This is a genomic window from Sphingomonas sp. AX6, assembly GCF_902506605.1.
Taxonomy (GTDB): domain Bacteria; phylum Pseudomonadota; class Alphaproteobacteria; order Sphingomonadales; family Sphingomonadaceae; genus Sphingomonas.
Map to the genome: position 1 here is coordinate 2,132,639 of NZ_LR733979.1, position 20,800 is coordinate 2,153,438.

The window sequence follows — 20,800 nt, forward strand, 5'->3', positions numbered from 1 at the left end:
TGGGATATCATGCGGCTCCTGTTCCGCTTCATTTGCCTGATATCCCAGCCTTCGCTGAGATAACGTGCTTTTGGTAAGTCAGACCTGCAAGCCCACCGCTTCCTGCGCCGCACGCAGCGTAGGCGCCGCCAGCGCGCTCGCTTTCGCACCACCCGCCGCCAGGATCGCCGACACCGCGCCGCGATCCTCCAGCAGCGCATTCATGCGGTCGCGGATCGGGCCGAGCGTTGCCACTGCGAGGTCGGCCAGCGCAGGCTTGAACGCGCCGAAGCCCTGTCCCGCAAACTCGCCCAGCACCGCGTCCATGCTGACGTCCGACAGCGCGGCATAGATCGTCACGAGATTGCGCGCTTCCGCCCGCTCTGCCAAGTCAGCCGCGCTTTCCGGCAACGGCTCGGCATCGGTCCGCGCCTTGCGGAATTTCTGCGCGATTGCGTCGTCGCTGTCAGCCAGATTGATCCGCGACATGTCCGATTCCTCGGACTTCGACATTTTCTTCGTGCCATCGCGAAGGCTCATGATTCGCGGTGCGGCCTTGCTGACCAAGGGCTCTGGGGGCAGGAAGACGTCGCAGGCGAAATCATTGTTGAACTTGATCGCGACGTCGCGCGCCAGTTCGAGATGCTGTTTCTGGTCCTCGCCGACGGGGACATGCGTCGTCCGATATGCGAGCACGTCGGCGGCCATCAGCACCGGATAGGCGTAGAGGCCCACGCTTGCGCCTTCGCGGTTCTTTCCGGCCTTGTCCTTGAACTGGGTCATCTTGTTCAGCCAGCCGATCCGCGCGGTGCCGTTCAGGATCCAGGCCAGCTCGCTATGCGCGGGCGCGCGCGCCTGGTTGAAGACGATCGAGCGATCCGGGTCGATGCCCGATGCGATCAGCGCGGCCGCCATTTCTACCGTGTTGCGCGCCAGTTCGGCGGGCACCACCGGTTGGGTCAGCGCGTGGAGATCGGCGAGGAAGAACAGCGCGTCGCTGCCCGCGTCCAGGGCGTCCTGCATCGCCACCCATTGCTTAATCGCGCCGAGATAATTGCCGAGGTGCAGGTTACCGGTGGGCTGGATGCCCGAGACGACACGCATCAATTGCTCTCCGTGGGGGGGGCGGGTTTGCGGCGCATCAGCGCCTTGAGATCGGCAGGCGTGAACGCCCGCGTCGCGAAACAGGCGATGCCATAAAGCGCGCCGCCGCTGCCGACCAGCAGCGACAGGCCGAGTGCGCGCATCCACAGCGTTCCCGTGGTGTAATCGACCAGCAGCCGGTCGGCGAAGAACAGGGCCGCGCCCATCAGCAAGGCGGCGATGGCGAGCCGGGGCAGGCGGCGCTTCAACCGGGCATCGGCCTCGAAATGGCCGCGCTTCCTGAGCGTCAAGTAAAGCAACGCGACGTTGACGATCGCGGCGATCGCGGTGGCGAGCGGCGGGCCGATATGGCCGATCGTCGGGATCAGCGCGATGTTGAGCACCAGGTTCACCGCGACCGAAATCATCGCGAACCGCACCGGCGTCCGCGTGTCTTCGCGCGCGTAGAAACCGGGCGTTAGCACCTTGATCAGGATATATGCCGGAAGCCCGATCGCGAACATGCTGAGCGCCATGCCGGTCGCCTGGGTGTCGGCGGGGGTGAAGGCCCCGTGCTGAAAAATGCCGCGAATGATCGGCTCGGCGCAGATCAGAAACGCGATGGTCGCGGGCAGCGTCAGGAACAGCGCGAGTTCGATGCCGCGATTCTGCGTATCCATCGCGCCCTTGTCGTCCCCCGCACCGAGTTGGCGCGAGATGGTGGGAAGCAGGATCGTGGCGAGGCCGATGCCGATCAGGCCCAGCGGCAACTGGTTCAGCCGGTCGGCATAATAGATGTACGAGATCGAGCCCGCGGGCAGCAGGCTCCCCGCCATCGCAGTCGAGACAAGCAGGTTGATCTGCGTCGCGCCCGCGCCTGCCGCGGCGGGGACGATCAGCTTCATCAGCCGTTTCACGTCGGCGTCGATCTTCGGCATTTTGAGGCGCAGCTTCACGCCCGCCGCGCGGCACCCGATCATCAGCCACAGCAATTGCAGCACGCCGCCGACGGTCACCGCGACCGCCTGGGCCATCGCGGTGTCATAGGCATTGCCGCCGCGGAAAAACCACAGGGCCGCGATCATCGAAATATTCAGCAGGATCGGCGCGGCAGCGTTCACCCAATAGCGCCCAAGCGAATTGAGGATGCCGCCGAGCAGCGAGACGAGCGAGATCAGCAACAGATAGGGAATCGTGATCCGCGACAGCGTGACCGCATATTCGAACTGGCTGGGGGTGGGGTCGTTGAACCCGCCCGACAAGAGCCAGGTGACGGGCCATGCCGCGACCAGCATCGCGGCGGTAAACACCAGCAATATGGGGAACAGCACCGCCAGCGCGCGTTCGGCAAATACCAGTCCCGCATTCACCTCACCGCCCGCTTCGCCGACCTTGCGGTTGAACATCGGAATGAACGCTGCGTTGAACGCGCCCTCGGCAAACAGCGCGCGGAACATGTTGGGCAGGCGAAAGGCGACGAGAAACGCGTCGGACGCGAAACTCGCGCCGACAAAGGTCGCCTGAAGCGAGTCGCGGCCGAGTGCGAGGACGCGGCTGACAAGCGTGAGGCCGCCGACCGATCCCAGCGCGCGCGCCAGTTTCATCGCTCGGCGGCCTTCAATTCAAACGCGCGGTCAGGCGTTGCCGACGGTGCCGTCGACCTCACCGGGCAATGCGTCGCCGCTCTGCGCGGCCTGCATCTGCTGCTGGTAGTAGAGTCCCGAAAAATCGATCGGCTCCAGCATCAGCGGCGGGAACCCGCCGTCGCGCACGGCATCGGCCAGGATTCGGCGGGCGAAGGGGAAGAGCAGACGCGGTGCTTCGCCGAGCAGGAACGGCTGGAGATGTTCGGCAGGAATGTTACGAAGCGCGAATACGCCTGCATAGGACAGATCGACCAGGAACGCGGTCTTGCCGTCCATGTCGGCCTTCACTTCGATGCGCAGCACGACCTCGTGGACTTCGTCGCCGACTTGGCTAGCCGCGATGTTGAACTGGACGTCGACCGCGGGTGCGCTCTGGGTTTGATAGATCGCGGGCGAATTGGGGTTCTCGAACGAATAATCCTTCACATATTGGGTGACGACATTCGCCATCGGCGCGGTGTCTTCGCCATTACCGGGCGTGGTGCCCTGCGTGCCTGCGGCGTCCATCGCGCCTTCCTGTTCAGCCATATGTTCGAACCCCTGTGAAATGCTTGGCGAAAGACCGAAAATATCGGCTCGCGCCGTCCAGCGCCGCGCCTAGCAGGGGCGGGCAGGCGTTTCAACGGCGCAACATTTGAATCAGGCACGCGTTGAGCCTATGTAGCAGCTTGGTAACCCCCGGAGGTTTGGTGTTTTACGTTGTTCTCCTCGCCATGATCGCAGCATTTCTGGCGCTGCGACTCTATTCGGTGCTCGGCAAGCGCACCGGGCATGAACAGCCCTTGCCCAAGCCGGCGGAGGATCGCTCTGTCACGCCGCTACCCCGGACGGTCGATATGCCCGCCGAAATCAAGGAAGCGCGCAATCCCTCGATCGACAGCGGGGCGGAGAACGGCTTGCGCCAGGTCGTGGCGATCGACGGTGCGTTCGATTCGGCGCAATTCCTTGACGGTGCGAAATCGGCCTACAAGATGATCCTGGAAGCGTTCTGGAAGGGTGATCGCGAAACGCTCGAATGGCTGGTCGAGGGCGATGTCCGCGACGCGTTCGGCGATGTGATTACGGCGCGCGAGGAAGCCGGGCAGACGCTCGACAACCGACTGGTGCGGATCGAAAAGGCGGTGATTTCGGATGCCGAGGTCACTGGCGGCGTGGCGCGGATCACAGTGCGCTTCGATGCCGATATCGCGGCAGTGACGCGCGATGCCGACGGCACCGTGATTGCCGGTTCGCTGACCGATGCGGTCGATACGCATGACGTCTGGACCTTCGCGCGCACGCTGAAGAGCGACGATCCCAACTGGAAGCTTTCCGAAACCGACGAGGCCTGACGCCGATGCGCAACTGGGGGGTAGTGGCGCTGGCGACGGCGCTTGCGGCGTGCTCAGGCGGGATCGTCCCGCCCAATACGGGTTCGGAAGCCGTACCGGTTCGCCCGCCTGGCGAGCCTGTCCCTGTAACCATCGATCGCCCGGTTCCGGTGCGTCAGCCGACGGCGGCGACGCCGATGGCGGCGGTCGTGGCACCCCCTGCCGATGCAGCGGCGGTTACTGCGGTTCAAGCCGGGCTGCGCGCAGGCCCGCCGATTGCCTCGCTCAGGTTCGACGGCGACATGGCGTCACGCGCGCTCGATGCGTTCAAGATCAGTTGCCCGTCGCTTCAGCGGCGCACCGATGCCACCGGATTAACCCGTGGTTCCGATTGGCAAGCGGCATGTTCGACCGCGACGAACACACGCGCAGGCGATGCGAGGCGGTTCTTCGAAACCCATTTCGAAACCGTCCAGGTTGCCGATGGCCGTGCCTTTGCGACCGGCTATTACGAGCCCGAAATCCGTGGGTCGCGTGACCGTCGGCGAGGCTACGAAGTCCCCGTCTATGGCACTCCCGCCGACCTGGTAGAAGTCGATCTGACGCCGTTCGCAGACGATCTAAAAGGCAGGCGGATTCGCGGTCGTGTCGATGGCAGCGCCTTCGTCCCCTATTACGACCGCACCGAGATCGAGGAAGGCGCGCTGGCCGGACGCGGGCTCGAACTGGCATGGGCCGCCGATCCTGTCGAGCTGTTCTTCCTTCAAATCCAGGGATCGGGGCGGCTCCGGCTCCCCGACGGATCGGTGATGCGGATCGGCTATGCCAGCCAGAACGGGCGCGGATATACCGGCATCGGTGCGCTGATGAAGGAACGCGGGCTGCTCGGCCCCGGCCAAACCTCGATGCAAGGGATCATGGCGTATCTGCGCGCCAACAAGGCCGAGGGTCGCGCGATCATGCGCGAGAACAAGAGCTGGGTATTTTTTCAGGAATTGAAGGGTGCGGGTCCGCTCGGCGCAATGGGCTTGCCGGTGACCGGCTATGCCACGGTCGCAACCGATCCGCGCTTCGTGCCGCTGGGTGCGCCCGTCTTCCTGTCGATGGACCGTCAGGACGCCACCGGATTATGGGTGGCGCAGGACACCGGCGGCGCAATCCGGGGCACCAATCGCTTCGATACCTTCTGGGGCGCAGGCGACGAGGCGCGGGCGATTGCGGGTGGCATGTCGGCACGCGGCACGTCCTGGGTGTTCGTGCCGCGCGGGACGCTGGCGCGGCTCGGCGTCCGGTGAGGTGGCTGGCCGCCGCCTGACCCCTGAGGAAGCCGCGATCTGGCAGCGGGTTCGTGCCAGCGTGCGCCCGATCGAACGCCGCATCGTAGCCGAAGCCACAATGGCCGATCTGGTCGCGGTCGATCTGAAACCGATGAAGCGTGTGAAGGGCAGGGTGCCCGCGCCGCTTGTGCCGCCCGCGCCGCCCAAGCGTCCCGGTACGCCCGCCAACACGCTCGACGGCGGTTGGGACAAGCGCCTGTCGCGCGGGGCGATCGTGCCCGATCGGACGATCGACCTGCATGGCCATAATCTGGCGACGGCCTATGCCGCGCTCGACCACGGAATCGCGGCCGCCATTGCGTGCGGCGACCGCGTTATCCTTCTGGTGACGGGCAAGCCGCCCCGTCCGGAATCGGAACGACCCCATGCGCGCGGCGCGATCCGGGCGTCGATCGGCGACTGGCTGGCGGGATCGCGCCATTCGGACCGGATCGCCGCCGTCAGGGCCGCGCATCCGCGGCACGGCGGAGCGGGCGCGCTTTACGTTATTCTGCGACGTTCGCGGTGAGATTAGTTCGCACGGATCAAGGATTCTTAACCCTTCTCCCCTAGCGTTCGGGGCTGGACGTGGACTGCCCGACAGGGCCGGGAAGGGGCGACAACAGCGACAATGGACGATTTCTCGCTCAAATCGCGCGCGATCGTCTTTGCCCTGTGCGCAGGCGCCGTCGCCTTCATCCTGGCGTTGTTCGCGGGATCGAGCGGACGCGTCGATGCCGAAAGCGCAACCTACGCGGTCATCGCTGCGATCATCTGCGGGGTATTTTCATGGGCCTCGGCAGAACGGAGCATCGCTGCCACCGCCGGTGCCGTGGATGCAGCGATCGAGCGTATGGCAGAGGCGGCACGGGGCGATTTGCAAAGCCCGATTCCCGAAGACGTCGCCAAATGCGTGCCCCCACTCGCCACCGCGATGGAGGAGTTGTTCGGCCAGCTTCACAATAATCTTGCCAGCGTTCAACGGCTGGCGCTGTTCGACCCGGTAACCGGGTTGGCCAACCGTACTAATTTCCGGCGTTCCGCGGAGAGTGTGATCGACGCGCTACCCTCGTCGGCGAATGCGGCGCTGTTCTTCATCGATCTCGACCGGTTCAAGGCGGTGAACGACAATCTGGGCCACGCCGTCGGCGACGCGCTGCTCGCAATGGTGGCGGAAAGGTTGCGCGATGTCGCCGAGCGCGCGGTCGACCATGCGATGGATCACCGACCTCTGATCGGACGGTTGTCGGGTGACGAATTCACGATCCTGTTCCCGCAACTGAGCGATCCGGCCCAGGCGGACCGGATCGCCGACGGCATTCTCGCCGCACTGAACCGACCTTTCGACCTCGCCGACCAGCAAGTGTCGATCGGCGCATCGATCGGCGTCGCGTTCCGACTGCGTCACGGGTCGAGCCTGACCGAATTGATGCGCGCTGCCGACGCCGCCATGTATCACGCCAAGGCCAACGGACGCGGACGCGCCGAGCATTTCTCCGACCATCTCGCGTCGCGGCTGGTCGCACGCGTACGGCTCGAAAGCGAATTGCGCACCGCGATCGAGCGGGACGAATTCGAACTCGCCTTCCAGCCCCAGGTGGCATCGCGCACCGGGCGGATCGTCGGGGCGGAAGCGCTGTTGCGCTGGCATCACCGCGACGGGATGCGCTTCCCGGTCAATTTCATCCAGCGTGCCGAGGAAACCGGCCTGATCGTTGAGATCGGCGAATGGGTGGTGGGAACGGTCGCGGAAACCATTTCGCGCTGGGCGGAGTTGGGCGTCGAGCAGCGGCTGGCGGTCAATATCAGCCCGCGTCAATTGGACCATGCGACCTTTTTCCGGCGGCTTCATGATGCGCTGCGCAGACAGAATGCGCCCGCACGGTTGCTCGAACTTGAAATCACCGAGTCGCTGGCGATGCATTGTTCGGACGACGTGATCGCGGCGATCGCGGACTTGCGCGCCGAGGGCGCATCGGTTGCGATCGACGATTTCGGCACCGGTTATTCCAATCTCGCGCGGTTGCGCGACCTTCCGGTGGACCGGGTGAAGCTAGACCGCAGTCTGGTGGAAAACGTCGTCGTCCGGCACGAAGCGCGCACCATCGCGCAAGCCGTGATCGGCCTGATCCATGGCCTGAATTGCGAGGCAGTGGCGGAGGGGATCGAATCGCACGAACAGGCCGAAGTGCTGCGCGTCATCGGTTGCGACGTGCTTCAGGGCTATGCCATTGCCCAGCCGATGGCGGAGGAGGCGTTTCTCGACTGGATTCGCGACGAACGCGCCCGCGCGCTCAGGGCGTGAAGACGCGTGCCAGGATATCGCCGTATATTTCCGACAAGGTTTGAAGATCGGTCACGCTGACCGCTTCGTCCAATTTGTGCATGGTCGCGTTGAGCAGGCCGAATTCGACCACCGGACACAGCCTTGACAGGAAACGCGCGTCCGATGTGCCGCCGCTGGTCGACAGTTCCGGACGGATACCGGTCCGCGCCTCCACCGCGTCCGATACCAGCGATGACAGTGCGCCGGGCTCGGTCAGAAACGCCTCGCCGCTCACCCGGACATCGACGATCGCGCCGGGCGCATGGCGCTGGACTATGTCCGTGATGCGCGCGCCCAGTTCGTCGCCGCGGTGGAGGTCGTTGAAGCGGATCGACAGTCGCGCCGCAGCTCGCGCGGGGATGACGTTGGTCGCCGGGTTGCCCACATTCAGGTCGGTGACCTCGATATTCGACGGCTGGAACCAGTCGGTGCCTTCGTCCAGCTTGATCGCTTCGATTTCGGACAGCGCAGCAACCAATCGCGGGATCGGATTGTTGGCCAGATGCGGATAGGCGACATGCCCCTGACGCCCCTCGACAGTGATCCAGATATTGACCGATCCGCGCCGCCCGATCTTGAGCGTGTCGCCCAGCCGGTTGGCCGATGTCGGTTCCCCCACCAGGCACAAATCGGGCGCCAGCCCGCGCGCCACCATCCGGTCGATCAGCGCACGAGTGCCGTAGATCGCCGGACCTTCCTCGTCGCCGGTGATGATCAGGCTGAGCGTGCCGGGATGATCGCGATGGCGTGCGGCGGCGTGGGTGAAGGCGGCGATCGCCCCCTTCATGTCGACCGCCCCGCGTCCATAGAGCAGGTCGCCGCGTACCTCGGCCGCAAAGGGATCGCTTTCCCATCCGCTGCCCGGAGGGACGACGTCCAGGTGACCGGCAAAGGCGAAATGCGTACCCCCCGATCCTCGCGCCGCGAGCAGATTCTCCACTGGCCCGTCGGGGGCTTCGCCCGCCATGAAACGATCGACCTCGAAGCCCTGCGCGACCAATGCGGCTTCCATCACATCGAACACAGCGCCGCGTGCGGGCGTCACGCTTTCGGCGTCGATCAACGCCTTGGTCAGTTCGATCAGGTCGGGCATGATGGCGGGATGGCTCATCGGAGGATGCATTGCCCAAGCTGTCGCTCGACACAATCCCGCAGACCAATGCGACCGGATATCCGCCCAAATATGCGGGGGCGGTCGAAGGGCGGTTGTATCGCCGCCTTGCGCCGCCATCGGGACTGACCGATTTCGGCGTCAGCCACGTCACGCTGAAACCCGGCGCCTGGTCGTCGCACCGTCATTGGCATGAGGGCGAGGACGAATTCGTCGTGATGTTGGCGGGTGAAGCGGTATTGGTCGATGACCAGGGCGAACATCCGATGCGCCCCGGCGATTGCGCCACCTTTCCAAAGGGCGACGGTAACGGCCATATGCTTCAGAATCGGTCCGACGCGGATTGCGTCTTCATCGCCGTCGGCAGGTCGTCTGCCAGCGAATGCCATTATCCTGACATCGACATGCATCTGACGCCCGGCCGCGGCTTTCACCGCAAAGATGATACGGATTTCTGACCGATTAGTGGTGCGGTTCGAAGATGCGACGGCAAATCGCAAAGGGTTCGCTGGCGCCGAACAACTCGCTGCCCGATTGCATCGCTTCTACCGCTACAACTTCCAGATCGATCGGAGTGCCGCCCTGATCCAATGCCAGCCTACCGCCGACTTCGGGCAACACGCCCATTTCGACGGTATCCAGGAAACGGGCGTGATCGCCCCCCAGAATCAATCGCACTGCAGGCATGGTCTGCCCCCTCTAAACGCATACACAGCTCGACCCGAACGGCGGTCTAGACGGTCCGAAAAAGCCGGTCGATACCCGATCGTCGCAGGTGCTAGATGACCATAACTCATTGAGCGCGAAGCGGTTCCGCGTCGAGCGGCACTGCGCCGAGAGGTTAAGCAGGCGGGACCGGCCGGTTATCCGGCGGGCTGCTCATATTGTTCGAGCACCCATTCCTCTTCCTGCGCAGACCCGATCCAGTCCTGCATGAACGGGTGGGCGAGCACCGCCTGCATATAGGCGGGGGCGAATCGTGCGACGGGTAGCGAATAGGTAACGAGGCGGGTGATCACAGGCGCGTACATGATGTCCGCCGCGCCGAACTCGCCGAACAGGAAATCGCCGCCGCCGCCATAGCGCGCGCGCGCCTGTGCCCAGAGTTCCATGATCCGCTGTATATCGGCCATTACATCTGCGTCAGGGCGTTTGGGTTCGTAGACTTGGCGGATGTTCATCGGGCATCGACGGCGGAGTGCGGCAAAGCCGGAATGCATTTCGGCGGCCATCGACCGCGCCATTGCGCGTGCGCCTTCGTCGGCGGGCCAGAATTTATCGCCGCCTGATTTTTCGTTGAGATATTCGACGATCGCCAGGCTGTCCCACACGACCACGTCGCCGTCCCACAGGATCGGCACCTTGCCGCCGCCGGGCGCGAATTCGTCGCCTTCGCGGCGCTGGTCCCATTCGGCGTCGTAGAGCGGTACGACGACCTCTTCGAACTTCAGTCCCGATTGCTTGGCCGCGAGCCAGCCGCGCAGTGACCAGGAGGAATAGGCTTTGTTGCCGATGAAGAGCTTGAGCATGGGGGAGGGGATAGCGGCAGGCGCGTGCCTCTGTCGAGCGCAAGGAACCGCCGGATGGTCATTTCGTTGGCGGCATGATGGCCGATGATCCCCATAGCGTGACCGAAATCCTCTCTCGCCTGCGCGACGTGGGCGAAAACGCGCACCGCGATCCGGTCGAACTCGGCGAAGCGGTGGAAGCCTTCGGCAAACGCAGCGTCGGACCGTTCCTGCTGATCCCCGCGCTGATCGAGGTATCGCCGATCGGCGGGATCCCCGCAGTCCCGACCTTGCTCGCCATCATCATCGCGCTATCGGCGGCACAGATACTGTTCGGGCGCGACCATATCTGGCTTCCCGGCTTCCTCGAACGACGTCACGTCAAGGGTGACAAGGTGGTGAAAGCCGCCGACAAGCTGCGCGGCGTTGGACGGTGGATGGACCGCTGGTTCCACGGACGATTGAAATGGCTGACCGGCCCGCCGTTCGACCGGATTGCGGCGGGGATGTGCATCCTGCTGTGCGCCACCGTCCCGCCGCTCGAGTTGATCCCGTTTGCCAGCACGGCACCGATGGCAGCGATCGCAGCGTTCGGGCTGGCGCTGCTGGTCCGGGACGGCGCGTTGATGGTGCTGGCAATGGTGGCGTCGGTCGCGGCGCTGGGGTTCGCCGGGGTGGCGTTGCTGGGGCAGTAATTATGGATGCGATAGCGTAACCCCACCACCGTTTGTCCCGAGTAGCCTTCGAGTAGCGGCGTCAGCCGCGTATCGAGAAGGCGTATCGAGGGAGGGAGCCTGTCTCGATACGGGTTCCCGACAAGCTCGAACCCTACCCGACACCAACGGATTTGGGGCGGAGGGGAGCCTCTAACCGATCGCCTCGATTACCGCCGCACGCAACTCCGCGATCCCCATGCCCTTCTCGCTCGATGTCTGAAGAATCTCGGGATGGGCCGCAGGGCGTTTGCGGGCTTCGTTCGCGGTCGATTGCGCGACTGCTTCCAGTTCGCTCGCCTTGATCTTGTCGGCCTTAGTCAGGACCAGGCGGTAGCTGACGGCGGCCTTGTCGAGCATGTCCATGATCTCGCGATCGACATCCTTGATGCCGTGGCGGCTGTCGATCAGCACCAACGTCCGCTTCAACGCCTGACGCCCGCGCAGATAGTCGTTTACCAAGAAGCGCCATTTCTTGACGATGTCCTTGGGCGCCTTGGCAAAGCCGTATCCGGGCATATCGACCAGTCGGAAGTTGAGCGGCTCGCCCACGTCGAAGAAGTTCAGCTCCTGCGTGCGGCCCGGCGTATTCGACGTGCGCGCCAATCCGTTGCGCCCGGTCAACGCGTTGAGCAGCGACGATTTGCCGACGTTCGACCGGCCCGCAAACGCCACTTCCGGCGCATCGGCATCGGGAATGAATTGCAGGCTGGGTGCCGATTTCAGAAAGGCGATCGGACCGGCGAAGGTTTTTCGCGCGAACTCGATCGTTTCCTCGTCGAAACCGCTCATTTGCTCGGCTTCGCGGGCGCAGTCTTCAGGGCGGGATGCCGCGAATAGAGCCATTGCTGCTGCGCGATGGTCAGCAGGTTCGACGTGATCCAGTACACCTGAAGGCCGACCGCGAAAGGTGCCATCACGAACATCAGCACCCACGGCATCAGCGCGAACACCTGCTTCTGGATTTCGTCCATCGGCGCGGGGTTCAGTTTGAACTGGAAGTACATCGAAATGCCCAGCAGGATCGGGAACACGCCGATGTGCAGGAAGCTGGGCGGAGTGAACGCGAGCAGCCCGAACAGGTTGAGCGGGGTCAGCGGATCGGGCGCGGACAGATCCTGAATCCACAGAACGAACGGCTGGTGACGCATTTCGATCGTCAGCATCAGCACCTTGTACAGCGCATAGAAGATCGGAATCTGGAGCAAGGTCGGCAGGCAGCCCGCGAGCGGATTGACCTTTTCATCCTTGTACAGCTTCATCATTTCCTGCTGGAGGCGCGGCTTGTCTTCCTTGTGGCGCTCCTGGAGCGCCTTCATCTTCGGCTGGATTGCCCGCATCGACGCGAAGGACGCGAACTGCTTTTGCGCGATCGGGAACATGATCAGGCGGATGGTGAAGGTCAGCAGGATGATCGCAAGGCCGAAATTGCCAACCAGGCGAAACAGCCAGTCGAGATAGTGGAAGATCGGCTTTTCGACGATTTCGAACCAGCCCCAGTCGATCGCCTTGCCGAACAGCGGGATGCCCTCTGCCTCATATTGATCGAGCAGATCGACTTCCTTCGCGCCCGCAAAGAAGCGCGAGGTGGAGACGAGCGCCTGCCCAGGCTGGATGACCCGCGCCTGATTGGCCTGGTAGAAAGCCTGATAATTGCCGTTACCGGTCGGGCGGAATCGCAGATCGACCTGCGATCCCTGATCGGGGACCAGCGCCGCCAGCCAATAGATGTCGGTGAACCCGACCCAGCCGCCACGGCTGGCGAAGCTCAGCGGCTGTTCGTCGAGATCGTCATAGTCGTTGGTGTAATCGACACGACCGCCGTGCGAGACCATCGGTCCGGCATGGATCGTCCAGGTGTCGGTATCGGCCGAATCCTGATGGCGGTTGAGATAGGCATAGGGCGCGGCGCTGACGGCCTGAGCCCCGGTGTTTGCCGCGACCTGGCGGACCGAGAACATATAGCCCTTATCGACCGATATCTGCATCCGGAAGGTATGGCCATTGCTGACCGTGCTCAGCGTCACCGGTGTCTCCGGGGTCAGGCGGTTGCCGCTGGCGGTCCAGACGGTGTCCGGACCGGGCGCGCCGAGCCCGTCGCCCGACCAGCCGAAGCTGGCGAAATAGGCGTTTTCGGTGCCCGATGGCGACAAAAGCCGGATCGGATCGCTATTCTCGGCAATGGTCTCTGCATGACGGACCAGCACCAGATCGTCGATCCGCGCGCCGCGCAGGTTGAGCGAACCGCGCACGCGCGGGGTTTCGATCGCGATGCGCGGGCTTTCGCGCAGCACTGCGGTTCGGTCGCGAAGTTCGGTCGGCGTATCGGGCGTCGATACCGCGCGCGGATCGGGCTGGGCGACGGTTTTGCCACCCTCGATCGTGACGGGCGGGGGCGGTGTCGGGAAGAAGCGACCGACGATCGGCTCCCAGGCGAACAGGATGATCGCGGCAATCACCGCGAAGATCAGGAAATTCTTCTGTTCTTCTTTCACCAAACGTCCTTGAAATCAGTTCCGCCCGTCAGGGTACGGGATCATGTCCCGATCCACCCCAGGGATGGCAGCGCCCGATGCGTCGCGCGGCAAGCCAGCCCCCTTTGAGAGCCCCATAGCGGCGAAGTGCCTCGATTGCATAGGCCGAACAGGACGGCGAATAGCGGCAGGAGGGCGGCAGGATGACCGAGGGACCAAGTTGCCAGCCGCGCGCGATGAGGATGAGGAACTTTGCGATCATGGGGTTGCCACACAATAACCGTCACCCCGGCCGACGTGCCGGGGTCCACTCCGCCGCTTGCGCAGCGTCCGTGCTGTTAGCCGAAAACCATGCCGCCCGGTGGACCCCGGCACTACGGCCGGGGTGACGGAGGCGACGGTCGCGTGACTGGAGGCCCAAATCATCGCCGCACCTTTTTCAGCGCTTTCGACAACTCGGCCCGCAAGTCCGCGAAGTCGCGTTCGACGCCGCTCGCGCGCCCGATCAGCACATGGTCCGCGCCGGCGATCCCCTCGACCGGAAGCAGTTCACGCGCGAGTTCGCGCAGCCGGCGTTTCATCCGGTTGCGCGTCACCGCGTTGCCGACTTTTTTGGAAACCGTGTAACCGATTCGCATCGTGGGCGAATCGTCCGCGCGTTCGCGGACCAGCAGGACGAAGCCGGGCATCGGTGCCCGCCTTCCGCTGTTGGCGGCGAGGAAATCCCCCCGCCGCGTCAACTGGATCAGGCCGACAGCTTGTTGCGACCGCGTGCGCGCCGCGCCCGGATCACGTTGCGGCCGCCCGGAGTCGCCATGCGCGAGCGGAAGCCGTGACGGCGTGCGCGCACCAGGTTGCTCGGCTGAAAGGTCCGCTTCATCGGTCATTCCCTAAGGTATTCGTAAAACCAAAAAGCCGCCATAAGCGGCGGCCATGTGAGGGGTGCGCTTATGCCAAGGCGCCGCCCAAGTCAACGGGCCGGTTGCGCAATCCGGCCTTCCGCCCGCGACTTTTCCAGCCGGTGACGACGCAGCGCGCTTTTGCGCTGCAGGGCCTTATCCACAAACGCCTCGACTCGCGGCCAGCGTCGTTTGTGACGGACGAACAGCCGCCGCGCCTTGCACGAATTGCGCAGCACCAGCCACAGGCCGGCCGCGAACACGAAAATGCCGCCCGGACCCGGAATCACGCCGAGGATTGGCGACAGCGCGATCAGCACGAACCCAGTGACGAGTTCGACCATGCGGCGGATCGGCGGGCGTTCGTTCTGCGTCATGCGGTCCAGTTGATGCCGGTTTGTAGGTGAACAAGCGCTGGACGCGATGAACGGTTCCCTGGACGCGAAAAGCCGCTAAGCTTCGTCACCAATTGGGGTTTTGGGGGACATCGATGGTCGCGACCGTGGCCACGGCCGCCTATCTGGGGCTGGAAGCGCGCAACGTGGAGGTTCAGGTGCAGGTTGCGCCCGGCGTGCCCGCTTTCGTCGTGGTCGGGCTGCCCGATAAGGCGGTGGCCGAAAGTCGCGAGCGGGTGCGCGCCGCCATCGCCGCCATCGGCCTGGCGCTGCCGCCCAAAAGGATCACGGTCAACCTGTCGCCTGCCGATCTGCCGAAAGAGGGCTCGCATTACGATTTGCCGATCGCGCTCGGGCTGCTCGGCGCGATGGGGATCGTCGATGCGGAAACGCTGAGCGGCTATGTCGTGGTCGGGGAACTGAGCCTGGACGGGCGTATCGCGGCGTCGCCCGGCGTGCTGCTCGCCGCGCTGCTGGCGTCTGAGACGGGAAGGGGGCTGGTCTGCCCGGCGGCGCAAGGACCGGAAGCGAGCTGGGCGGGCGACATCGAGGTGCTCGCCGCGCCCGACCTGATCGCGCTGATGAACCACTTCAAAGGCCATCAATTGCTCTCCGCTCCGCGACCGGGAGAGGCAGCGCCCGCCGCGCATGGCCCTTGCCTTAGTCAGGTGAAGGGCCAGGAAACCGCGCGCCGCGCGTTGGAGATCGCCGCTGCCGGTGGCCACAACATGCTGATGGTTGGACCGCCCGGCGCGGGCAAGTCGATGCTGGCTGCGTGTTTGCCCGGCATTTTGCCGCCGCTCGATTCGGGTGAGGCGCTGGAGGCGTCGATGGTTGCCTCGGTCGCGGGCACGCTTGCCGATGGGCGGCTGACGCGCACGCGCCCCTATCGCAGCCCGCATCACTCGGCATCGATGGCGGCACTGGTCGGCGGCGGGCTGAAGGTGAAGCCGGGCGAAGTCAGCCTCGCGCATCTGGGTGTGCTGTTCCTCGACGAACTGCCCGAATTTCAGCGCCCGGTGCTCGATTCGCTACGCCAGCCGCTGGAAACCGGCACGGTCAGCGTGGCGCGTGCAAATGCGCATGTCACGTTTCCGGCGCGCGTTCAGTTGATCGCCGCGATGAACCCGTGCCGTTGCGGCCATCTGGGTGACCCCGCGCTCGCGTGCAGCCGCGCGCCGCGCTGTGCGGCGGACTATCAGGCGAAGGTGTCGGGGCCATTGCTCGACCGCATCGACCTTCACATCGAAGTCGAACCGGTCAGCGCCGCCGACCTGATCCTGCCTTCGACCGGAGAGGACAGCGCGACCGTTTCCGCCCGCGTCGCTGCCGCCCGCTCCCGTCAGTCGGTGCGCTATGCCGACATCCCCGCACGCACCAATGCCGAGGCCGATGGTGATGCGCTCGACGCCGCACAACCCGACGAGGCAGGCAGGAAGCTGCTCGCCGAGGCCGCCGCCGCGATGCGCCTGACCGCGCGTGGCTATACCCGCGTCCTGCGGGTCGCGCGCACGATTGCCGATCTTGCGGCCAGCGACACCGTGACCAGGGTGCATGTCGCTGAGGCGCTGAGCTATCGGCGGCGCGCGCCGGTGAACTGAGGGTTCCAGAGGAAGGGATCGGACCATGGATTACGCGTGGATGCCGCTGCAGCGTTACGCCGAGTTTTCGGGTCGGTCGCGCCGCAAGGAATATTGGTTATTTCACTTGGCGATCATCGTCGTGTTCGTCGCCGTGGTGATCCTGTTCGGCGGAAGCGGCGTCCTGTTCGATCCCTACTCGGTCGGATCGTCGGTAACCGGCGTGGTCGTGGTGATCGCCGCCCTGGCGCTGGTAATCCCCTCTCTGGCGGTGCAGGTGCGGCGTTTCCACGACCAAAACCGCTCGGGCTGGTTCGTCCTGATCGGGTTTATCCCCTATGTCGGCAGCCTGATCGTGTTCATATTCATTTTGTTGCCCGGGACGCCGGGCGACAATCGGTTCGGGCCGAACCCGCGCGAAAATGTGGATGACGTGTTCGCCTGAAACAACGCTAGCGTCTTGCCCACCGTCTGCGGATCGGTTAGCAGCCACGCCTTCGCGATCCTTTCTGGCTTTGCGATGCGGGCGTGGTGGAATTGGTAGACGCGCCGGACTCAAAATCCGGTTCCGCAAGGAGTGTGGGTTCGATTCCCACCGCCCGCACCACCTTCTTATCTCGATTGACCGATCCACCGGTCGAGGAGCTCGGCACCGTCGCCGTCGGGCTGAGCCGCGCCCGGCGTGCGCGAAAAGCGCGGCGCGACGGCCGGGTCGGGAACCGGGCCATCGCCTCCGAACACCCCGCGCGCGACCAGATGCGGGTCGGCGCGCGCCGCTTGCCAGTCGTGGATCGGCGTTGCGCACGCATCGACGGAGTCTAGCGGTGCCAGCCAATATTCTCTGGGCTGCGTCGCGAATTGCTTCGCCAGCATCTGTGCTGCTGCCACCGGTTCGCCGTTCAGCGCATCGGAGTCCAGACCCATTGCACCGGTTAGCGCGCGCCTGAATTGCGGCTCCAGCGGGCCGACGGCAATGGCGAGTCCATCGGCACAAAGATAGGATCGGTAATAGGGCGCATTGCCCGCAAGGAGCCCTTTGTTCGGGTCGGCGGGCATCAGACCACCGGCGATCATGCCCAGGATCGGGGCCATCAACGAGACGCTGCCATCGACGATCGCGGCGTCCACCATCTGGCCCTTGCCCGACCGGCTACGTTCGGCCAGCGCGGCTAGGATGCCGATCACCAGATAGAGCGAACCTGCGGCGTAATCGCCAAGCAGGTTGAGCGGTGGGCGCGGCGCCTCCCCCTCAGGACTGAGCATCGCCAGCAGCCCGGTCAGCCCGATATAGTTGATGTCGTGGCCCGCCGCCTGCGCGCGCGGTCCGTCCTGACCCCATCCGGTCATACGCGCATAGATCAGCCGATCGTTGCGGACGCAGGCGGTGTCGGGGCCGAGGCCAAGCCGTTCCATCACGCCGGGCCGCAAGCCTTCGATCGCGACGTCTGCCGCGTCCATTGCCGCCATTGCCCGGGCACGACCTTCGTCCGATTTCAAGTCGAGGGTCAGGCCAGAGCGCCCGCGCGAGACGATCGGCATTTGCGGCCAGGCGGCGTCGGCGCGGTCGATCCGCAGCACTTCGGCGCCAAGGTCGGACAGCAGCATCGCTCCGAAAGGTGCAGGGCCGAGCGCCGCGAATTCCACCACCCGCAGCCCCGCCAATGGTCCCGGCATGTCTCGCTTCTCCCCCAGTTCAGACCAACCTTGGAAGCGGTTCGGCGCGGTGGCAAGATGCGACGGGCGGTTAATCCGATCGCCGACGCGCGCGACCGCAAGCCGCTTGCCGGGCATCGCCGACAGGCTCACCCCATGACCAGCGGCGCGTGAAGCGTCGCCACTGGGTCGCACCAGGGACCGGACGCAGCGCCCCTCGCTTGCGTCCGGTCTTGATATGGGTTGGTCTTGTTTCGGCAGCACAACACGTTAGGTTGCGCGCCACACCCAAAAACACAGGGGGATCGCATGAACGTCGCGCGCCTTTCAGGATATGCGCCAGCGGTGCACGGGCTACTCCGCATCATGTCGGGATTGTTGTTCCTGGCGCACGGAACCCAGAAATTCCTGTCCTTTCCCGGCGGGGAGCGCGCGGGGAGCGGGCTCGCGTTCGACAGTCCCGGGGCTTATGCCGGGCTGATCGAACTGGTAACGGGCGCGCTGATCGCGCTGGGCCTGTTCACCCGGCCGGCGGCGTTCCTGGCGTCGGGGACGATGGCGGCGGCCTATTTCATCGGGCACCTGCCGCAGGGGTTCTGGCCGATCAACAATGGCGGCGACGCAGCCATCCTCTATTGCTTCGTCTTTCTGTATTTCGTGTTCGCAGGGCCCGGCGCGTTCAGCGTCGATGCGTCGCGAACCCGCGGGCATTTGCCGCACGCCTAATCGAGCGTTCCTTCCGGAAGACCCGCGCGCAGTTCGTCCAGCCATAGCCGCGACGTGCCGTCGGATGGCGCGCGCCAGTCGCCGCGCGGGGACAGCGCGCCGCCGCCCGAAACCTTTGGCCCGTTGGGGATCGCCGACCGCTTGAATTGGCTGGTTCGAAAGAACCTGTCGAGGAATTTCGCCAGCCAACGCGCGATCGTCGGCAGGTCGTAAGACCCTTTGGCCTCCTCAGGCATTTCCGCAGGCCATACCCCGCGGCTCGCATCGCCCCAAGCATGCATTGCCAGGAATGCGACCTTTGACGGCTTTTGCCCGCCACGCGCGATGTGGTGGAGGAAGAAGTCGTGCAGTGCATAGGGGCCGATGATCGACTCGGTGCTCTGGACCTGACCGTCGGCACCCGGCGGCACCAATTCGGGTGAGATTTCGGTCGCCAGAATGCGTTCGAGCACTTCCGCGGTCGCAGCGTCGTACTGGCCCGTGCGGACTTCCCATCGGATCAGATGCTGGATCAGCGTCTTGGGCACGCCTGCGTTAACCGCATAATGGCTCATCTGGTCGCCGACGCCGTACGTGCACCAGCCGAGCGCGAGTTCGCTCAAGTCGCCGGTGCCCAGTACCATCCCCTCGCGCTGGTTGGCCAAACGGAACAGATAGTCGGTGCGCAGCCCCGCCTGCACATTTTCAAACGTGATGTCGTGAACCGGCTCGCCGCTCGCGAAGGGGTGTTTCATATCCCCCAGCATCTGGCGAGCGGCGGGGGTGATGTCGATTTCGGCACCGGTGATGCCCAGCGCGTTCATCAGGTCCCAGGCCTGGGCCTTGGTCGCCTCGCCGGTCGCGAAGCCGGGCATGGTAAAGCCCAATATGTCGGTACGTGGGCGACCCATCCGGTCGAATGCCTTGGCTGCGACCAGCAGCGCGTGGGTCGAATCGAGACCGCCGGACACGCCGACGACCAGCCGCCTGGTGCCGGTGGCGGCGAGCCGCTTTCGCAGCGCTTCGACCTGGATGTTGAAGGCTTCGTAGCAATCCTCGTCGAGCGCATGTTCGGTGTTTGGCACGAACGGATAGCGGCGTACGGGGCGGATCAGCCCGATGTCGCGGTGCTCGCTGGCGTGCGCAAAGCCGATGCGGCGGAAGCGCGCCTCGGGATCGCCCGCCGCGCGCGCGGCATCGTTGAACGTGCCCATCCGCGCGCGCTCCAGCGCGATGCGTGCAACGTCGACATCGACCAGAACGATTTCGGTCGCGAGGTCGAAGCGTTCGGACTGGGCGAGTTCATCACCCAGTTCAAACACCATGCCCTGGCCATCCCACGAGACGTCGGTGGTGCTCTCTCCGGGGCCGGTTGCCGAATACACGTAAGCCGCGGTGGCCCGCGACGATTGCGCCGCGCACAGCATCGCCCGCTCGCGCGCCTTGCCGATGACGATGTTCGAGGCCGACAAGTTGGTCAGGATCGTCGCGCCGGCCAGCGCACCCATCGTCGAGGGCGGCGTCGCGGCCCAGAAATCCTCGCAGATTTCCATGTGGAAGACGAAATCGCGGTAATCCTTCGCCGCGAAGATCAGATCGGTGCCGAACGGTGCGATCTGGCCTGCGACGCGGATATCGAGCCCGGTCAGCCCCATGCCCGATGCGAACCAGCGTTTCTCGTAATATTCTCGGTAATTGGGGAGGAACGTCTTGGGCACCACCCCCAATATCCGTCCGCGATGTACCGCGACCGCGCAATTATAGAGGCGACCGTTCCGGCGGAGCGCGGCACCCACGCACAACACGGGCGACAGCTTGGCGCTCGCCTCTACCAGTCGCGCCAGTCCGGCTTCGGTCGCCTCGATCAACGCGTCCTGAACATGCAGATCGTCGATCGCGTAGCTGGTGAGGTTGAGTTCGGGGAAGACGAGCAGATCGGCGCCCGCCTCATGCCCCTGCCGCGCCAGCGTGATCGTCGCATCGGCATTGGCGGCGGGATCACCGACGGTGCCTAGCGGCGTGCAGGCACCGACGCGCACCAGACCGTGGGCGTGGATCGAATGGAAGGGCTTCGCGCTCATGGGCGCAGACTTAAGCGCGAA

General features: G+C 64.8%; 23 protein-coding genes and 1 tRNA gene. 10 read left to right on the forward strand and 14 right to left on the reverse strand.

Annotated features, from left to right (window positions below):
• Positions 1 to 78: 78 nt before the first annotated feature.
• Genes trpS through secB form a run of 3 tightly spaced genes read right to left on the reverse strand, consistent with a single transcriptional unit; the run spans position 79 to position 3,236 of the window.
• Positions 79 to 1,083, reverse strand: a complete 1,005-nt coding sequence (gene trpS, locus ENHY17A_RS10320; RefSeq protein WP_159712461.1) for a tryptophan--tRNA ligase — start codon at positions 1,081 to 1,083, stop codon at positions 79 to 81.
• Positions 1,083 to 2,666, reverse strand: coding sequence for a murein biosynthesis integral membrane protein MurJ (gene murJ / locus ENHY17A_RS10325; protein ID WP_159712462.1), 1,584 nt, complete (start codon positions 2,664 to 2,666; stop codon positions 1,083 to 1,085). The genes trpS and murJ overlap by 1 nt, the downstream gene beginning before the upstream one ends.
• A gap of 30 nt (positions 2,667 to 2,696) precedes the next feature.
• Entirely contained in the window at positions 2,697 to 3,236 is a 540-nt protein-coding gene (gene secB, locus ENHY17A_RS10330) for a protein-export chaperone SecB (protein WP_159712463.1), read from the reverse strand.
• A gap of 161 nt (positions 3,237 to 3,397) precedes the next feature.
• On the opposite strand from secB, the gene ENHY17A_RS10335 reads away from it, so the two are divergent.
• The 4 genes from ENHY17A_RS10335 (at position 3,398) to ENHY17A_RS10350 (ending at position 7,639) form a co-directional block, all read left to right on the forward strand.
• A complete protein-coding gene (locus ENHY17A_RS10335) occupies positions 3,398 to 4,039 on the forward strand; it encodes a Tim44/TimA family putative adaptor protein (protein ID WP_159712464.1) in 642 nt (213 codons plus the stop codon).
• Positions 4,040 to 4,044: 5 nt separating this feature from the next.
• Positions 4,045 to 5,313 (forward strand): murein transglycosylase A, encoded by a 1,269-nt coding sequence (gene mltA, locus ENHY17A_RS10340; protein ID WP_159712465.1) that lies wholly within the window; start codon positions 4,045 to 4,047, stop codon positions 5,311 to 5,313.
• Between the two features lies 1 nt (position 5,314).
• Complete coding sequence (locus ENHY17A_RS10345) at positions 5,315 to 5,863, forward strand: Smr/MutS family protein (RefSeq protein ID WP_236547874.1); 549 nt, start codon at positions 5,315 to 5,317, stop codon at positions 5,861 to 5,863.
• A 102-nt stretch (positions 5,864 to 5,965) separates the two neighbouring features.
• On the forward strand, positions 5,966 to 7,639 hold the full coding sequence (locus tag ENHY17A_RS10350; protein WP_159712467.1) for a putative bifunctional diguanylate cyclase/phosphodiesterase: 1,674 nt from the start codon (positions 5,966 to 5,968) through the stop codon (positions 7,637 to 7,639).
• Here the strand turns inward: ENHY17A_RS10350 and dapE are convergent.
• Complete coding sequence (gene dapE, locus ENHY17A_RS10355) at positions 7,629 to 8,771, reverse strand: succinyl-diaminopimelate desuccinylase (protein ID WP_159712468.1); 1,143 nt, start codon at positions 8,769 to 8,771, stop codon at positions 7,629 to 7,631. The two genes, ENHY17A_RS10350 and dapE, sit on opposite strands and share 11 nt — an antisense overlap.
• A gap of 11 nt (positions 8,772 to 8,782) precedes the next feature.
• On the opposite strand from dapE, the gene ENHY17A_RS10360 reads away from it, so the two are divergent.
• A complete protein-coding gene (locus tag ENHY17A_RS10360) occupies positions 8,783 to 9,229 on the forward strand; it encodes a cupin domain-containing protein (RefSeq protein WP_159712469.1) in 447 nt (148 codons plus the stop codon).
• Positions 9,230 to 9,233: 4 nt separating this feature from the next.
• Here ENHY17A_RS10360 and ENHY17A_RS10365 read toward each other — a convergent pair whose 3' ends face one another.
• Positions 9,234 to 9,458: a hypothetical protein gene (locus ENHY17A_RS10365; protein ID WP_159712470.1), complete on the reverse strand. Its 225-nt coding sequence runs from the start codon at positions 9,456 to 9,458 to the stop codon at positions 9,234 to 9,236.
• 176 nt (positions 9,459 to 9,634) lie between these two features.
• Complete coding sequence (locus ENHY17A_RS10370) at positions 9,635 to 10,300, reverse strand: glutathione S-transferase family protein (protein WP_159712471.1); 666 nt, start codon at positions 10,298 to 10,300, stop codon at positions 9,635 to 9,637.
• Positions 10,301 to 10,398: 98 nt separating this feature from the next.
• On the opposite strand from ENHY17A_RS10370, the gene ENHY17A_RS10375 reads away from it, so the two are divergent.
• Positions 10,399 to 10,974 carry an exopolysaccharide biosynthesis protein gene (locus tag ENHY17A_RS10375; RefSeq protein ID WP_236547876.1) on the forward strand — a complete coding sequence of 192 codons (576 nt, stop codon included), beginning with the start codon at positions 10,399 to 10,401 and terminating at the stop codon, positions 10,972 to 10,974.
• A 171-nt stretch (positions 10,975 to 11,145) separates the two neighbouring features.
• Here the strand turns inward: ENHY17A_RS10375 and yihA are convergent, their stop codons facing one another.
• The 6 genes from yihA to ENHY17A_RS10405 all read right to left on the reverse strand — a co-directional run bounded on the left by yihA (position 11,146) and on the right by ENHY17A_RS10405 (position 14,709).
• Positions 11,146 to 11,784 (reverse strand): ribosome biogenesis GTP-binding protein YihA/YsxC, encoded by a 639-nt coding sequence (gene yihA, locus ENHY17A_RS10380; RefSeq protein WP_159712473.1) that lies wholly within the window; start codon positions 11,782 to 11,784, stop codon positions 11,146 to 11,148.
• Positions 11,781 to 13,487 carry a membrane protein insertase YidC gene (gene yidC, locus ENHY17A_RS10385; protein ID WP_159712474.1) on the reverse strand — a complete coding sequence of 569 codons (1,707 nt, stop codon included), beginning with the start codon at positions 13,485 to 13,487 and terminating at the stop codon, positions 11,781 to 11,783. Before yidC ends, yihA begins: the two co-directional genes overlap by 4 nt.
• Before the next feature lie 28 nt (positions 13,488 to 13,515).
• Entirely contained in the window at positions 13,516 to 13,728 is a 213-nt protein-coding gene (yidD, locus tag ENHY17A_RS10390; RefSeq protein WP_159712475.1) for a membrane protein insertion efficiency factor YidD, read from the reverse strand.
• 160 nt (positions 13,729 to 13,888) lie between these two features.
• Positions 13,889 to 14,206, reverse strand: coding sequence for a ribonuclease P protein component (gene rnpA / locus ENHY17A_RS10395; RefSeq protein ID WP_159712477.1), 318 nt, complete (start codon positions 14,204 to 14,206; stop codon positions 13,889 to 13,891).
• A gap of 5 nt (positions 14,207 to 14,211) precedes the next feature.
• Entirely contained in the window at positions 14,212 to 14,346 is a 135-nt protein-coding gene (gene rpmH, locus ENHY17A_RS10400) for a 50S ribosomal protein L34 (protein WP_086128886.1), read from the reverse strand.
• Between the two features lie 90 nt (positions 14,347 to 14,436).
• A complete protein-coding gene (locus tag ENHY17A_RS10405; protein WP_159712479.1) occupies positions 14,437 to 14,709 on the reverse strand; it encodes a hypothetical protein in 273 nt (90 codons plus the stop codon).
• A gap of 146 nt (positions 14,710 to 14,855) precedes the next feature.
• Here ENHY17A_RS10405 and ENHY17A_RS10410 point away from each other — a divergent pair, with 146 nt between their 5' ends.
• From ENHY17A_RS10410 to ENHY17A_RS10420, 3 genes are all read left to right on the forward strand, one after another.
• The gene (locus ENHY17A_RS10410; RefSeq protein WP_159712481.1) at positions 14,856 to 16,361 is read left to right on the forward strand and encodes a YifB family Mg chelatase-like AAA ATPase; all 1,506 of its coding nucleotides are present in this window, start codon (positions 14,856 to 14,858) and stop codon (positions 16,359 to 16,361) included.
• Positions 16,362 to 16,386: 25 nt separating this feature from the next.
• Positions 16,387 to 16,785 (forward strand): DUF805 domain-containing protein, encoded by a 399-nt coding sequence (locus ENHY17A_RS10415; RefSeq protein ID WP_159712483.1) that lies wholly within the window; start codon positions 16,387 to 16,389, stop codon positions 16,783 to 16,785.
• A gap of 77 nt (positions 16,786 to 16,862) precedes the next feature.
• Positions 16,863 to 16,947: transfer RNA gene (locus tag ENHY17A_RS10420), tRNA-Leu, on the forward strand.
• A 5-nt stretch (positions 16,948 to 16,952) separates the two neighbouring features.
• On the opposite strand, the gene ENHY17A_RS10425 is transcribed toward ENHY17A_RS10420, so the two are convergent.
• Entirely contained in the window at positions 16,953 to 18,146 is a 1,194-nt protein-coding gene (locus tag ENHY17A_RS10425) for a CaiB/BaiF CoA transferase family protein (protein ID WP_236547879.1), read from the reverse strand.
• A gap of 156 nt (positions 18,147 to 18,302) precedes the next feature.
• On the opposite strand from ENHY17A_RS10425, the gene ENHY17A_RS10430 reads away from it, so the two are divergent.
• Entirely contained in the window at positions 18,303 to 18,719 is a 417-nt protein-coding gene (locus ENHY17A_RS10430) for a DoxX family protein (RefSeq protein ID WP_159712487.1), read from the forward strand.
• On the opposite strand, the gene ENHY17A_RS10435 is transcribed toward ENHY17A_RS10430, so the two are convergent.
• Positions 18,716 to 20,779, reverse strand: a complete 2,064-nt coding sequence (locus tag ENHY17A_RS10435) for an NAD(+) synthase (protein ID WP_159712489.1) — start codon at positions 20,777 to 20,779, stop codon at positions 18,716 to 18,718. The genes ENHY17A_RS10430 and ENHY17A_RS10435 overlap by 4 nt on opposite strands.
• Positions 20,780 to 20,800: the final 21 nt, after the last annotated feature.